The 13,385-nt window shown below is 67.3% G+C and carries 17 protein-coding genes; all 17 read left to right on the top strand.

The genetic code is table 11. The annotated features are described in order from the left end of the window. The first annotated feature begins 174 nt into the window (after window positions 1–174). The 17 genes from flgB to VGK32_00970 all read left to right on the top strand — a co-directional run bounded on the left by flgB (window position 175) and on the right by VGK32_00970 (window position 13,377). Window positions 175–576: a flagellar basal body rod protein FlgB gene (gene flgB, locus VGK32_01050; protein HEY3380320.1), complete on the top strand. Its 402-nt coding sequence runs from the start codon at window positions 175–177 to the stop codon at window positions 574–576. A gap of 1 nt (window position 577) precedes the next feature. Beyond that, window positions 578–1,009: a flagellar basal body rod protein FlgC gene (gene flgC / locus VGK32_01045; GenBank protein HEY3380319.1), complete on the top strand. Its 432-nt coding sequence runs from the start codon at window positions 578–580 to the stop codon at window positions 1,007–1,009. Window positions 1,010–1,011: 2 nt separating this feature from the next. After that, entirely contained in the window at window positions 1,012–1,305 is a 294-nt protein-coding gene (gene fliE / locus VGK32_01040; GenBank protein ID HEY3380318.1) for a flagellar hook-basal body complex protein FliE, read from the top strand. 41 nt (window positions 1,306–1,346) lie between these two features. Further along, window positions 1,347–3,014 (top strand): flagellar basal-body MS-ring/collar protein FliF, encoded by a 1,668-nt coding sequence (gene fliF, locus VGK32_01035; GenBank protein ID HEY3380317.1) that lies wholly within the window; start codon window positions 1,347–1,349, stop codon window positions 3,012–3,014. Window positions 3,015–3,017: 3 nt separating this feature from the next. Beyond that, window positions 3,018–4,031, top strand: coding sequence for a flagellar motor switch protein FliG (gene fliG / locus VGK32_01030; GenBank protein HEY3380316.1), 1,014 nt, complete (start codon window positions 3,018–3,020; stop codon window positions 4,029–4,031). Further along, entirely contained in the window at window positions 4,021–4,728 is a 708-nt protein-coding gene (locus VGK32_01025) for a FliH/SctL family protein (GenBank protein ID HEY3380315.1), read from the top strand. Before fliG ends, VGK32_01025 begins: the two co-directional genes overlap by 11 nt. Then, the gene (locus VGK32_01020) at window positions 4,718–6,034 is read left to right on the top strand and encodes a FliI/YscN family ATPase (protein ID HEY3380314.1); all 1,317 of its coding nucleotides are present in this window, start codon (window positions 4,718–4,720) and stop codon (window positions 6,032–6,034) included. The genes VGK32_01025 and VGK32_01020 overlap by 11 nt, the downstream gene beginning before the upstream one ends. A gap of 27 nt (window positions 6,035–6,061) precedes the next feature. Next, window positions 6,062–6,523 (top strand): flagellar FliJ family protein, encoded by a 462-nt coding sequence (locus VGK32_01015; protein HEY3380313.1) that lies wholly within the window; start codon window positions 6,062–6,064, stop codon window positions 6,521–6,523. After that, the gene (locus tag VGK32_01010; GenBank protein ID HEY3380312.1) at window positions 6,524–6,823 is read left to right on the top strand and encodes a flagellar hook capping FlgD N-terminal domain-containing protein; all 300 of its coding nucleotides are present in this window, start codon (window positions 6,524–6,526) and stop codon (window positions 6,821–6,823) included. It begins immediately after the preceding gene. Further along, complete coding sequence (locus tag VGK32_01005; GenBank protein ID HEY3380311.1) at window positions 6,823–8,091, top strand: flagellar hook protein FlgE; 1,269 nt, start codon at window positions 6,823–6,825, stop codon at window positions 8,089–8,091. Before VGK32_01010 ends, VGK32_01005 begins: the two co-directional genes overlap by 1 nt. Window positions 8,092–8,268: 177 nt before the next feature. Then, on the top strand, window positions 8,269–10,221 hold the full coding sequence (locus VGK32_01000; GenBank protein HEY3380310.1) for a flagellar hook-length control protein FliK: 1,953 nt from the start codon (window positions 8,269–8,271) through the stop codon (window positions 10,219–10,221). A gap of 192 nt (window positions 10,222–10,413) precedes the next feature. Then, window positions 10,414–10,965 (top strand): flagellar basal body-associated FliL family protein, encoded by a 552-nt coding sequence (locus VGK32_00995; GenBank protein HEY3380309.1) that lies wholly within the window; start codon window positions 10,414–10,416, stop codon window positions 10,963–10,965. Beyond that, window positions 10,931–11,233, top strand: coding sequence for a FliM/FliN family flagellar motor switch protein (locus VGK32_00990; GenBank protein HEY3380308.1), 303 nt, complete (start codon window positions 10,931–10,933; stop codon window positions 11,231–11,233). The genes VGK32_00995 and VGK32_00990 overlap by 35 nt, the downstream gene beginning before the upstream one ends. Next, window positions 11,234–11,602, top strand: a complete 369-nt coding sequence (fliO, locus tag VGK32_00985; GenBank protein HEY3380307.1) for a flagellar biosynthetic protein FliO — start codon at window positions 11,234–11,236, stop codon at window positions 11,600–11,602. Beyond that, window positions 11,599–12,339: a flagellar type III secretion system pore protein FliP gene (gene fliP, locus VGK32_00980; protein ID HEY3380306.1), complete on the top strand. Its 741-nt coding sequence runs from the start codon at window positions 11,599–11,601 to the stop codon at window positions 12,337–12,339. Before fliO ends, fliP begins: the two co-directional genes overlap by 4 nt. A gap of 13 nt (window positions 12,340–12,352) precedes the next feature. Further along, on the top strand, window positions 12,353–12,622 hold the full coding sequence (locus tag VGK32_00975; protein HEY3380305.1) for a flagellar biosynthetic protein FliQ: 270 nt from the start codon (window positions 12,353–12,355) through the stop codon (window positions 12,620–12,622). Beyond that, window positions 12,619–13,377: a flagellar biosynthetic protein FliR gene (locus VGK32_00970; protein ID HEY3380304.1), complete on the top strand. Its 759-nt coding sequence runs from the start codon at window positions 12,619–12,621 to the stop codon at window positions 13,375–13,377. The genes VGK32_00975 and VGK32_00970 overlap by 4 nt, the downstream gene beginning before the upstream one ends. The last annotated feature ends 8 nt before the right edge of the window (window positions 13,378–13,385 follow it).

The following is a 13,385-nucleotide window of genomic DNA, read 5'->3' as shown; positions in this document are numbered from 1 at the left end:
CGTCGGGACTGTCGGTTTACCGACTCTTCGCGCCGTCCCCCGCCTGCCTGGAAGCCGCCATCTTCGGCTTTCTTCTGCCTGAACCCGCCCGGGCACCCTTCTTGCTCACCGTGACGGCCAAGCGGCACCCAAATGGGTAATCGACAACCGCCGCTGGAACTTCAGGAAGTGGACATGTCCGACATGAGCGATGCCGCGGTTATCTCGGCGCTCCGCAGGGAGATGGGTCGAGCGGTCGCGCGCCAAGTAGCGTCGGCAGGCAACCTCGCGAATCTCGAGACGCCCGGTTTCCGAGCTCGGGAAGCAGACTTCAGCGGCACCCTGGAACGCCAGCTTGGCGGACCGGTCGTTCTGGCCCAGACGAATTCCGCGCACCTGCAGGCAACGCCCATCGCGTCCGCGACCGCCGGGACGAAGGAAGTCGACGGCCTCGCGAGCCGTCGCGACGGCAACAACGTGCAACTCGATCGGGAGTTGATGAACATGGCGGAGGCATCGGGCGATTTCGCCAAGGCGCAGACAGCGCTGGCTGCGAAGTTCCGCCTGGTGCGCTACGCCATCAGCGAGGGACGGTAGCATGTCGACCCTGAGTGCCGCGATGGCCGCAAGCGGGAGCGCGCTGACTGCCGAGCGGGTCCGCCTCGAGGCGTCGGTGTCGAACCTGGCGAACGCCGAGTCCACGCGAGGCCCTGACGGCCTGCCGTATCGGCGTCGCAGCGTCGTGCTCGCGCCGACCGACGTGTCCAGCTTCGACGCGGCGCTCGGCCGCGCCAGCGGCGCGATCGGCGTCAAGGTGAACGACATCGTCGAGGACCAGACGCCGTTCAAGCGACGCTACGAACCCGGACATCCCGATGCCGACAAGGACGGCTTCGTCCAGCTTCCCAACGTCGACTCGGCCGAAGAGATGGTGGACATGCTGAGCGCGGCTCGCGCGTATCAGGCGAACCTCTCGGCGATTGGTCTGATTCGCGACCTCGTGCAGCGGTCGCTCGAGCTCGGGCGGTAAGTATGGCCATTGAAGCAGTTATTGGCTCAATCGGACACGGTTTGCCGACGGCGGCGACCCCGCAGGCCGGAAGTGGGGCTGACGGGTTCGCGCAGTCGTTGGGGCGCCTGGTTTCGGCGGTCGAGTCGACCGGCGGCGAGGCGAACCAGTCGATCGGTCGGATGCTCGACGGCACCGGCGACGTCCACGAGGCGATGATCGCCCTGCAGCGTGCCGACATGACGCTGCAGTTGACGGTCCAGATACGGAACAAGCTCGTCTCGGCGTACCAGGAAATCATGCGGATGCCCATCTAGTGGTGTTCTTGAATCCGTTCACTTTTTGAGCGCACTGACCCGTGGACCCCAAACAGTTCCTAGACCGGCTCAAATCGCTCGCGACGTCGCTCACGCCCTCCCAGATGGTGACCATCGGGGGTGCCTTCGTCGTGGTTGTCGTCCTCATGGCAGGTTCGGCCTTCTGGCTGTCCTCGAACGACTGGGTCCTCCTGTTCGCTGACATGGACCCGGAGGCAGCGGCCGACGTCGTCTCCCGCCTGAAAACTCAGAAGATTCCCTTCCAGATCGACCAGGGTGGACGTTCGATCCGCGTGCCCGCCACCAAGGTGGATGAACTGCGCCTCGAGTTCGCGGGCCAGGGATTGCCGTCCTCGGGGAGGATTGGCTTCGAGATCTTCGACCGCACGGCGTTCGGCGCCACCGAGTTCCTCGAGCAGGTGAACTACAGGCGGGCTCTCGAGGGTGAGATTGCGCGCACGATCAGCACGCTCAGCGAAGTCGGCGGCGCGCGCGTCCACATCGTCGCCGCGAAGGACTCTCTGTTCGGTGCGAAGGAGCAGGCGGCGAAGGCCTCGGTCGTGCTGAAGTTGAAGAACGCGAACCGGCCGCTGTCCACGGCAACCGTGCACGGCATTTCCAGCCTGGTCGCCGCCAGCATCGAAGGCCTCCGCCCCGAGGCCGTCGTCATCGTCGACAGTTTCGGCCGGCCGCTATCGCGACCCGCTGACGGTGAGGACGGGCCGCTCGACGGCGTACAGCTCGAACGACAGCAGCGAGTCGAGCGCGACCTCATGATGAAGGTCGTCAATCTGCTCGAACCGGTGGTTGGTGCGGAGCGAGTGCGGGTCAATGTGGCGGCACGGATCAACCCGCAAAGCCAGGAAGAGACTGAGGAGCGGTGGGACCCGACGAGCGTCGTGCGGAGCCGTCAGACGTCGCAGGACGGCACCCCGGGCGTGCCGAATTCCCAGGGCGGTCTGGCGGGCGCGCGCGCGAACCTGCCGGTGACGCCCGTTCCGGGTCAGCCGACCGCACCGGCGACGCAGACCGCGAGCGCACCGCTCGGTGGTTCCAGCCGACTGGCCGAGACCACGAACTACGAGATCAGCCGGACGACGCGGCACACAATCCGGCCGCGCGGCGAGGTTGCGCGGCTGTCGGTGGCCGTCATCGTGGACGACGAGCCGGTAGTCAAGAAGGACAAGAAGGGCGTGGTGACACGGAGCACGAGGCCACGCCAACCGGTGGAATTGCAGAAGATTCAAGGCCTTGTGGCCGCAGCTGTCGGCTTCGACGTGCTGCGGGGCGACCAGTTGACGGTCGAGAACGTCTCGTTCGAGGGCAGCATCACCGAGGAACCGCCCGCCGCGGGCATGTGGCAGCTGTACGGGCCGAACTTTCTCGAGTTCGGGCGCATCGGCGCCGTGGTGCTGCTCGGGTTGTTCGCCTTCGTGTTCATCGTGCGCCCCATGATGCACCGGGGGCTGACCGGGCTTCCGACGGTGACCGTGCACGAGTCGACCCAATCGCTGCCGCAGCAGTTGCCGAAGACCGTCGAAGAGTTGCAGACCGAGATCGAGGCGCAGATCCAGGCCACGGAAGCAAAGGCTGGTGAGCCGCGCAAGATGACGGTGCTCACCAAGCGACTGTCCGGGATGGTGCAGAAGGAACCCGAGCATGCCGCCCGTCTTGTCCGCACGTGGCTGGCGGAAGAGGAGGGACGGTAACCCATGCCCGTCCAACAGGTCTTCTCCGGTGCCCGGAAGGCAGCGGTGCTGGCGCTCATGCTCGGTGAGGAGACGTCGTCACAGATCTTCAAGTACCTGCACGAAGACGAGGTCGAGCGGATCGCGAAGGAAGTGGCGGCGCTCGGCGCCGTGGCTCCCGAGTCGGGAGAAGGGGTCCTCGAAGAATTCCACCACATGGCGCTCGCCGCGTCGTACGTCGCGCGTGGCGGTGTCGAGTTCGCGCAGCAGTTGTTGCTCAAGTCGCTGGGGCCGGAGAACGCCCGGCGCGTGATCGAGCGCGTCGTCCGGTCGTTCCAATCGACCGCGGGATTCACGTCGCTCGCCAAGGCCGACCCGCAGCAGCTCTCGAAGTTCATCCTGGCGGAGCAGCCGCAGACCATCGCCCTGATTCTCGCGCACCTCGACTCGTCGCACGCCGCGCAGCTGCTCAGCCTGCTCCCGGAGAGTCTGCGCGTGGACGTGCTGACGCGGATGGCGAGCCTCGACGAGATCTCGCCCGACGTGGTGAGCCGGATCTCCTCGGTCATCGAGCAGCGCCTGAAGACATTGGGCACGGCCAGTCACGAATCGTACGGCGGCGTGCGCGCGGTGGCGGAGCTCCTCAACCGCCTGGATCGCACCGTGAGTCAACCGGTCATCGAATCGCTCGAGGGCCAGAACCCCGACCTGGCGGTCTCCATCCGTAACCTGATGTTCGTCTTCGACGACCTGATGAAGGTCGAGGACAACGCGCTTCGGGAAATCGTGCAGCGGGCAGACCGCAAGGTGCTGACTGTCGCGCTCAAGGGCACGACAGACGAGATGCGGAACCGGTTCTTCCAGAACATGTCCAAGCGCGCGGCGGACATGTTGCGCGAGGAAATGGAAGTCCTGGGCGCCATTCGGCTGCGCGAGGTCGAGAAGGCGCAGCACGAGATCGTCGCGATCGCGCGGAAACTCGAGGAAGAAGGGTTGCTGTCGACCGGTGCGGCGGCGGGTGAGGCCTATGTCGTTTAAGGCGAGACGGTTGACCGACCCGTCACAGTTCGAACCGTTCGACTGGGGACGCGCGGGCCAGGACGCACAACCACGGGTCGTCGAAGCGTTGTTCCTGGAGGATGGCGCCGCGGGTACGCCGCCGGCGGGTCCCCCGGCCCCGACCATCGATCTCGCCCAGCAGCAGGCCCGGCTCGCCGCGATGGAGCGCGAAGCGTTCGCCAAGGGCTACGAGCAGGGAGAACGCGCAGGTTCGGAGGCGGGCGCCAAGCGGGCGGAGGCGATGCTGCGGCGACTGGCGCAGACGATCGAGGAACTGGCGGACGTGCGCCGCTCCATGGTACGCCAGACCGAACGACAGATGGTGCAGCTCGCGCTGGCCATTGCGCGGCGGATCGTCCGCCGCGAGGTGACGCTCGATTCCGACCTGACCGTGACGATGGCGCGCGTGGCTCTCGACCGGCTGGGGGACAGCACGTCGGTCACGATTCGGCTGAACCCGGATGATTTCGAGGCGACATCGGGTCGCCGCGACACGCTGCTGGCGGGCAGCCACGTGACCGTGGTCCCGGATCCGTCGGTGAGCCGCGGTGGCTGCCTGGTGCAGTCGGACTTCGGCTACGTCGATGCCAGCGTCGATGCGCAGTTCCAGGAACTGGCCCGGGCGCTCCTGGTGGAGGAAGGGCAGGACCAACCGGTGATGAATCGTGGTCGCTGAGTCCTTTTCGCTCTCCCGCTACACGGATCGGATCGAACGGGCCGATTGCCTGCCGGTCGCCGGTCGCGTCGTTCGCACCGTCGGCCTGCTCGTCGAGTCGAGCGGTCCGCGGGCACGCGTCGGCGACCTCTGCGAACTGCAGGGTGCGCCGGGCGAACCCTCGCTCACCGTGGAGGTTGTAGGCTTCCGCGAGGGCCGACTGCTGAGCGTGCCGCTCGGCGGGACCGCCGGCATCCGCGCGGGTGACCGGATCGTGGCCCGAGGTTCGGCCGCCGCCGTGCCCGTTGGCGATCAATTGCTCGGGCGCGTCGTGGACGGTCTCGGTCGTCCGCTCGATTCGCTTGGCCCACTGAACACGACTCTCGAGTACCCGCTCCATCCTGCGCCGCTGAACCCGCTCGCGCGCGATCCAATCGTGGCGCCGACCGGCACCGGCGTTCGCGCGATCGACGCGATGCTGACCGCAGGACGCGGACAGCGTCTCGGCCTGTTCGGCGGCAGCGGCGTGGGGAAGAGCACCCTTCTCGGGATGATGGCCCGAGGCACCGCCGCGGAGATCGCCGTGATTGCCCTGGTCGGCGAGCGCGGCCGCGAGGTGCGCGGCTTCCTGGAGAACGATCTGGGTGCCGACGGGCTGCGCCGTTCGGTCCTGGTCGTGTCCACGTCGGACAACCCGCCGCTGATGCGCATGCGCGCCGCCTACGCCGCGACGTCGATTGCGGAGTACTTCCGTGATCAGGGCAAGAACGTCCTGCTCATGATGGACTCGCTCACACGCTTCGCGATGGCGCAGCGCGAGGTTGGACTCGCCGCGGGCGAACCGCCGACCGCGAAGGGGTATCCGCCCTCGGTGTTCGCGCTCCTGCCGACGCTGCTCGAACGGGCGGGCAATGTGCGCGGGCGGGGCAGCATCACCGCGCTCTACACGGTGCTCGTCGAGGGTGACGACACGACCGAGCCGATCGCCGACTCGGTGCGCGCGATTCTGGACGGCCACGTCGTGCTCTCACGTGAACTTGCCGCGCGGAATCACTATCCCGCGATCGACGTCCTGCAGAGCGTCAGCCGGACGATGCCCGACGTCACCGACGTCGAGCACCGGATGAAAGCGGGGCGCGTGCGCGACTGGATGTCGACCATCAAGGAAAACGAGGATCTGATCAGCGTGGGCGCGTACGTGCCTGGCAGCAACCCACGGATCGACGAGGCGTTCGCGAGGCGCGAGGCGATCGATGCGTTTCTCCGCCAGCCCGCCGACGCGCTGTCGTCCACAGAGGATGCGATCGGCGCGCTGCGGGCCTTGTAGCCAGCGAGCGCGTTGTCAGTGAGCCCCATGGCGAACTTCCGATTTCGGGCCCAGGTGGCCCTCGACCTCCGCCGCAAGCAAGACGACGACGCGCAGCGCGCACTCGGCGAGGCGAAGCGTGCAACGGCGGCCGCGCAACGGGCCGTCCAGGACGCGGAACGCGCCCTGGTGGAGACGCAGGAACGCGCGCGTGAAGAGGCCGCGCGGGCTTCGGATACCACCCGCGCCATCTGGTATCGGAATTGGATCAGACGTCAGCAGCAGGTCATCGTCGCCGCCCGCCACGCGCTCGAGCAACGGCTCGACGAGGAGCGCGTCGTGGCCGCCAGAGCGATGGAGGCCAGACGGAAGCTGCGATCGCTCGAACATTTACGCGACCGCACGTGGAAGGCGTTCCAACTGGCCGAGCGCAAGGCGGAACAGAAGGAATTCGACGTGCTCGGAGGCTTGCGGTACGTGGCACTGCGCGAAGTGCCGGAAGGAGCATGAGTGTCCATCAACTCGACATCAGGCGTTGGCGCGGCGACAACCGGCGCCACGACCCCCGCTTTGAAGCGCACCGACGGACTCGGTCGGGATGCCTTCCTGAATCTGCTCGTCACGCAGCTTCAGCACCAGGACCCGAGCAAGCCCATGGATGACAGCCAGTTCATCACCCAGCTGGCTACATTCAGCTCGCTCGAACAACTCTCTCAGATCTCGTCTCAGGTCAGCGCGATTGGTCAGCTTCTGGTCGCACAGAGTCTGACGTCGTCGTCCACCGCTTCCTCGACCGGAGGGAACAAGTAATGGCCGTTGGATCCTTCTCTTCCGCATTGTCGGGCCTCAACGCGAATTCTGCCGCCTTGGGTGTCATCGGCAACAACCTCGCGAACATTAACACGATCGGGTTCAAGGCCAGCACCGTCACCTTCCAGGACCTCGTCAGCCAGACGGTCGGCGGAACGAGCGCGAACCCGATGCAGGTCGGTCTCGGTGTGGTGACCGGGTCGATCTCGCCCACGTTCAGTCAGGGGTCGATCGCGAACTCGACCGAGGCGACCAACGTGGCCATCCAGGGCAATGGCTTCTTCCTCGTCAGTGGCGGCGCCGGGCAGGCCTACACGCGAGCGGGGAACTTCGCGTTCGACCGTGATGGCTTCCTCGTCACACCCGACGGGTACAAGGTTCAGGGCTATACGACCACGGATCCGATCACCGGGCAGGTCACGACCAACGGCACGCCGACCAACCTCGTCGTCCCACCCGGCGTACTTCGGGCGCCGACCGCGACGACCACGTTCCGTACGTTGGTCAACCTGGACGCTGGCGCGGCCGTCGGCTCGACGTTCGTCAGCTCCGTGCAGATCTACGACGTGAAGGGGGCTCCGCACGTGATGACGGCCACCTACACCAAGTCCGGGGCGGGCACGTGGACCTACGCGCTGACGGTGCCAGGTGCAGACGTGACCGGCGTGGCGGGTGCGCCGCCCTCCGCCATCCCTGCGGGCAGCGGCGGCACCGGGACGCTCGTGTTCGACGCCAACGGCAAGCTGCAGGCGGCCGCGGACATCACCGTCACCACGCCGGCGTGGGCCAATGGCGCGGCGGCGACCGTGATGACGTGGGACGTCCTCGATACGGCGACTGGCGCCGCTTCGTTCACCGGCTACTCGTCGCCGTCGGCCACCTCGTCGATCACCCAGAACGGTTCGGCGCCGGGCGCTGTCGACAACATCAGCATTGGCTCTGACGGCACGATCAGCGCGACGTTCGGCGCGGGCCAGACCGTGGCGATCGGCAAACTCGCGCTTGCCACGTTCAACAACCCGAAGGGACTCGTCAAGCTCGGGTCGAATCGGTACGGCGAGACGCAGGCGGCTGGCCAGGCCAACGTCGGCGCAGCGGGCACCGGCGGCCGCGGCACACTGATCGGCAGCGCGCTCGAGCAGTCGAACGTGGACATCGCCGCCGAGTTCACCGCCATGATTCTCGCCCAGCGCGGCTACCAGGCGAACTCGAAGTCGATCACGACCTCGGACGAACTGCTGCAGGAAACGCTCAACCTGAAGCGGTAGACCGTCCGTCCGAGATCGGCAAGGTTCGGCCTTCGCCCGCGGCAGGGCGGGGGCCAGGGTCGGCGCGCAACACCGGGGTGTGGTCCCGGCGTTCGCAGGCGCCGCAGGGGGTGCGGTGGGGTCCGGCATCTTCTGCGGCGTCCACGTTCTCATCTCGAGCGTTCGCAAGGGGGATTCGTGGGCGCATCTTCAATTGCTCTGGTTGGCGTGGACACCGGTCCGGCACCCGCTCATGCGCGCGCAGCGGGGACGGCGGCCACCGCCGCATCGGACTTCGATTCGTTGCTCGACGGCGCGCGGGCCCGGCAATCCGCCTCGTTCGACAAGTCGAACCAGAACAGGCACGTGGTCCACGAACGCGATCGGCGCCCAGCGAGCGCGGCCGGCGCGGAGGCGGCTCATCCCGCCGCTGCCAAGCCAGCCAGGACGGACAGTGGCGATTCGCGACCCGTGGCGAACGGTCGTCCCACGAACCACAACCGAATCGCTCGTGCGGACACACCGGCTCAGCGCGTGCCGGACGAGGGTGCTGATCCCGCCGCCAAGCCCCCGGATCCGCAGGCACCAAGCGAATCCGCCGGCAATCAAACCGCGGCCGGCCAAGCGCAGGTGGTCGCGGCGGATGCCGAGCGACCGATCGTCCAACAGGTAGCGGTGGTGGCAGCAGTCATTTCGGCCACGGTCGCAGAGCCTCCGGCCGATGCGGATGCCGCCCAGGCGTCTGTCGAATCGCCAACCGCCACGGCCCGGGCCGACTCGCAGAACGTCGTCGGCGGGTCTTCCCGCCCGGGTCCCGTGCCCGCTGGCATCGCGGACCCTGGAGTGTCGGCGACCGCTGCCGCGACGGCGCCGCTGCTCGGGTTCGTCGCAGGCAGCCCGGCGCCACCCGCGACCCAGGTTGACCTTCAGGACGTCCCGCCAGCGGAAGACGCGGCGGAATCGGCCGGACAAGCCGCCCCAAGCACGGGCGCGATGAAGGCCGAATCCAGGAAGATCGGGTTGTCCGGATCCGCGACGGACGCATGGTGGCGGGGCCAGCCACACCTCGACGGCGTCGATGGGGAGACCACGTCGGCGGCGGGTTCCTCGTGGTTGCCACGCGCAGACCAGCTTCCTCAGGTCAAGGGGCGACCAGGGCTGGATTCGCCGACCACCGAAGAACTTCCGACGTTGCCTGCGTCGGCGGGTCTCGAGACGTCCGGGGCGCCGGAACCTTCCGACGATCTCGCCGGCTTCGTCACGATGAGGCGCGCACCGGCCAGGCCCTCCGCGGTCGGCCAGTCGGGGATGACGGAGGCAACTGCCGCTCAACGAGCTGCCCGGATGATGGTGATGGCGGCCGTGGCCGAAGCCGGGCGCCAGACTGGTCAGGCGACTGACACGGCGCCTGTACGGGAGACCCCCGCGACGCCGTCGGTATTCGGCGCGCCGGCGATAACGGCCGTCGGGATGGCGGAGGGGATGGAGCCTGGAGCGAGGCGAACGCAGGATTTGTTTGCCGACCCCTCGCAATTCGCGTCACTTGGGGGCGACAGCCAACAACGAGTCAGGCTGGTCGAGCAGGCGTACGCCGCAAGCGGCACCGGGCGCGATTCGACGTCACAGAGGAATCCGGAGCCGACGCCACTCGCGCCTGCCGTCCACGACGCCGGGAGCGCGGCCGCTGCGGTGATGAGCCTTCCGCCCACAACGATGCCGTCGTCGGACCCGGCGATTGCCGGCGGCGCCACGGTCGCTCCCGCTGGCGGCGGTGCCGAGGCGACCCCGGACCCGCCGATCGCCGGACAGGTGGTGCGGGCGATCTCGATGGCCTGGCGCGATGGTGTGGGCGAGGCGAAGGTGCGCCTCACGCCGGAGCACCTGGGGGAAGTGACCGTATCGCTTCGAGTCGAGCGGGGGCAGGTGACCGCCCACGTTCAGGCGGACACCGCCACTGCGCGAGAGTGGATCCAGGCGCACGAAGTCGATTTGCGCCAGGGGCTTGAAGGCCAGGGGTTGCAACTCGCCCGTCTGGTCGTGACCGCCGACGGCCACCGTCAGAGGCAGGACGGGGGCAAACCGCAACCGCAACCACGCCGCGCGCCATCTCGAGGTGGCGAGTCACAGGCCAGATTCGAGGTCGATGCGTGACGGCATCGCCCTCAAGTTCTTGTTGCCGCGGCCGATTACTGATGTCGGTGGGTCGTCACCCCGTCCGGGGAGCCGTCCGGCTCCCCGTGCCCGTCCGCTGAAAACTACCCGATTTCGGCTTCGCCTCCCCGCCTGAGGCCGGTACCTCGCTTGCTCGACTTGTCGTGAGGACGATGGAGTCCCAAGACATTTATGAGCGATACACCTTCCAATCCTGCCCAGGCCGCCGCGGTGTCGACAATCCCGGCGTCGGCGAAGAAGTCCGGCGCCATGAAGTGGATCATCATCGTGGTCGTGGCCATCTTCGTGCTCGGCGGCGGCGGCGCTGCCGCCTGGTACTTCACTCGCAGCGGGCCACCGACCGACGCGGCCGAAGGAGGTGACGGCGAGGCTTCCACCGACACCCCGCCGGCCGAGAAGGCCCTGGTCGGCGAGGGCATCGTGCCGCTGGAACAGTTCCTCGTCAACCTCGCCGACAAGGGTGCGACACGGTTCGTCCGGTTGACGCTGCGGCTGGTGGTTGGCACCAAGAAGGAAGCGGAGGAAATCGGGAAGGACGACGTCGCGAAGGCCCGGCTCCGTTCCGCGATTATCGAGGCACTGGCACAGGAAACAAGCGAGCGGCTCGTGACCCCGGAGGGGAAGACCGCGCTGAAGAAGACGATCGCTGAACGGTGCACGCCGCTGCTCGGCGGCAAGAAGGTGCTCGATGTCCTCTTTACTGACTTCGTCGTCCAGTTCTAACCCGGCGCCGGACGTCGTCAGTCCCTTCACCGGGCTGCTCGATGTGGTCTGTGAGCTGTCCGTGATCCTCGGGTCCGGCAGCGTCACGGTGCGCCGGTGCCTGGCGCTCCAGCGGCACAGCGTCCTTCGGCTCGATCAATCGGCCGGCGAGGACCTGCAGGTCATGGTCAACGGCGTGACGATCGCCAAAGGGGAAGTGGTCATCGTGGAAGACAGCACCGCGATGCGCGTGACCGAGATTCCCCAGGCGACGATTTCGGAGCCATAGATGTTCACCCTGCTGGCACTCACTGGTCCGGACCCGACCGCGCTGCCAGGCGGCGACGTCATGGGGGCGATCCGCGGGCTGGCCGCGGTGGTCATCGTGGTCGGCCTCGTGGCCGTGTTTGCCTGGCTGCTCCGCCGCGGGGCGTTTGGACCGCTGGGCCGCCGTGGGCCGTCGGCCATTCGGGTCGAGACCGCGGTCCCGCTCGGCGAGCGGCGATCCCTGCTGGTCGTCTGCGTGGAGGGCCGGCGGCTGCTGCTCGGCCTGACGCCGGCCCAGGTGTCGTTGGTGGCCGAGTTGCGGTCCGCCGAACCCGGGTTTGCCGGCGCGCTCGAACGCGCCGTGGATGTTCCACCTCGAGGACAGCAGTGAAACGGATTCTCTTCCTCATCGTCGTCCTGCTGTTCACGGTGCTCGCGGCCCCGGCGTTCGCGCAGCAAGGAGCGGCGCCCCGTATCGACGTCACGCTGGACGGTGTGGGCAAGGTCTCGGCGCCCCTCCAGATCGTCCTCCTCATGACGCTGCTCACGTTCCTGCCGGCAGTCCTGGTGACGATGACGTCGTTCACCCGGATCGCGATCGTCTTTCATTTTCTCAGACAGGCACTGGGCACACAGGAAATGCCGTCGAACCAGATTCTGATGGGCCTGACGCTGTTTCTGACCGTGTTCATCATGGCGCCCGTGGGCGACCGGATCAACGCGACGGCGGTCCAGCCGGCGCTTGCCGGGCAGATCGACGTCAACGAGGCGGTGCTGCGGGCCATGCCGCCCTTGCGCGAGTTCATGCTGAAGCAGACGCGCGAGGCCGACCTGGCGCTCTTCGCGCAGTTCGCGAAGATAGAGCGGCCGAAGACCCGTGACGACCTGCCCATGCGCGCCGTCATTCCCGCGTTCGTCATCTCGGAATTGAAGACCGGGTTCCAGATGGGTTTCTTCCTGTTCATCCCGTTCCTGCTCATCGATCTCGTCGTGTCGACGACGCTGCTCTCGATGGGCATGATGCAGCTGCCGCCTGCGATGATCTCGCTGCCGTTCAAGGTGCTGCTCTTCGTGATGATCGACGGATGGAACCTGCTCGTGTCGTCGGTGGTTCGTAGCTTCTTCTGATTCGGAGAACGCTGTGCCCGAAGCCCTGGTTGTCGGTGTCGTTCGTCAGGCGATCGAGATGGCTGTGATCGTGAGCCTGCCCATGCTCCTGGCCGGACTGGCCGTCGGCGTGTTGATCAGCATCTTCCAGACCGTCACGTCGATCCAGGACAATATCCTGGCGTTCATCCCTCGTGCGGCCGTCATCTTCGTCGTGTTCGCGCTGACGTTTCCCTGGATGCTCCGGGTCGTGAGCGGGTTCTCGCGACACCTGATTGAGCGCCTTCCGGAGTTCATTCGGTGATCGATCTCGCGATCATCACCCGGCTCGCCCTCCTGCTGATCCGGCCAGGATTCCTGGTTGCGACCGCTCCGCCCTTCGGTGGCCAGTACACGCCGGTGCCGGTGAAGGTCGGCCTGTCGGTGGTGCTTGGCATCGCCATCTCGCCGACCGTCGCCATGCCGGCCAGCCTCACGCTGGCCGCCCTGACGGTGATGGCCATCCGCGAGGCGGCCATCGGGCTGGCGCTGGGCCTCTCGATCCGCATCCTGATGGCTGGAGCCGAGTTGGCGGGGCAGTTGACCGGCTTCCAGCTGGGGTTCGCGTACGCGGCGACGGTGGATCCTCAGACCGGGGCGCGGAACAACCTGATTGCCGCGCTCTACAGCAGCATCACGCTTCTCACGTTTCTCGGCATCAACGGCCACCACGCGCTCCTGCGCGCCCTGGCCGAATCGTATCAGGCAATGCCGATCGGCATCGGCCACGTCGATTCCCAGATGGCCACCAGTGTGGCGGCGCTGCTCGGCCTCCTGTTCGTCTTCGGCACGCAGATGGCGGCGCCCATCGTCATCGTGCTGCTCGTGGCCGAGTTGGCCGTTGGCCTCATCTCCCGCGCGGCTCCGGCCCTGAATCTGATGGTGATTGGGTTCCCGATCCGGCTGCTGGCAGGCCTCGTGGCACTGGCAGCGGCCGTCGGAGTCGTGCCGAGCGTGGTGACGCGTCTCGTGATGCCGGCCCTCGAACTGGCCGGCCGTCTGGCGTACGGATTCAGGTAGAGAGCCGA

This window comes from Vicinamibacterales bacterium, assembly GCA_036504215.1.
Classification (GTDB): Bacteria; Acidobacteriota; Vicinamibacteria; order Vicinamibacterales; family Fen-181; genus FEN-299.
The sequence above is the reverse complement of the archived record's forward strand: the minus strand, read 5'-3'. Positions and strand labels throughout refer to the sequence as shown.

Bases quoted from the DNA above. Each gene is read 5' to 3' on its own strand.
- flgC (HEY3380319.1), top strand. From the start codon at position 578: ATGTCGACCCTGAGTGCCGCGATGGCCGCAAGCGGGAGCGCGCTGACT.
- VGK32_00990 (HEY3380308.1), top strand. From the start codon at position 10,931: ATGTCCTCTTTACTGACTTCGTCGTCCAGTTCTAACCCGGCGCCGGAC.
- fliE (HEY3380318.1), top strand. From the start codon at position 1,012: ATGGCCATTGAAGCAGTTATTGGCTCAATCGGACACGGTTTGCCGACG.
- fliG (HEY3380316.1), top strand. From the start codon at position 3,018: ATGCCCGTCCAACAGGTCTTCTCCGGTGCCCGGAAGGCAGCGGTGCTG.
- VGK32_01015 (HEY3380313.1), top strand. From the start codon at position 6,062: ATGGCGAACTTCCGATTTCGGGCCCAGGTGGCCCTCGACCTCCGCCGC.
- flgB (HEY3380320.1), top strand. From the start codon at position 175: ATGTCCGACATGAGCGATGCCGCGGTTATCTCGGCGCTCCGCAGGGAG.
- VGK32_00995 (HEY3380309.1), top strand. From the start codon at position 10,414: ATGAGCGATACACCTTCCAATCCTGCCCAGGCCGCCGCGGTGTCGACA.
- VGK32_01005 (HEY3380311.1), top strand. From the start codon at position 6,823: ATGGCCGTTGGATCCTTCTCTTCCGCATTGTCGGGCCTCAACGCGAAT.
- VGK32_01025 (HEY3380315.1), top strand. From the start codon at position 4,021: ATGTCGTTTAAGGCGAGACGGTTGACCGACCCGTCACAGTTCGAACCG.
- fliO (HEY3380307.1), top strand. From the start codon at position 11,234: ATGTTCACCCTGCTGGCACTCACTGGTCCGGACCCGACCGCGCTGCCA.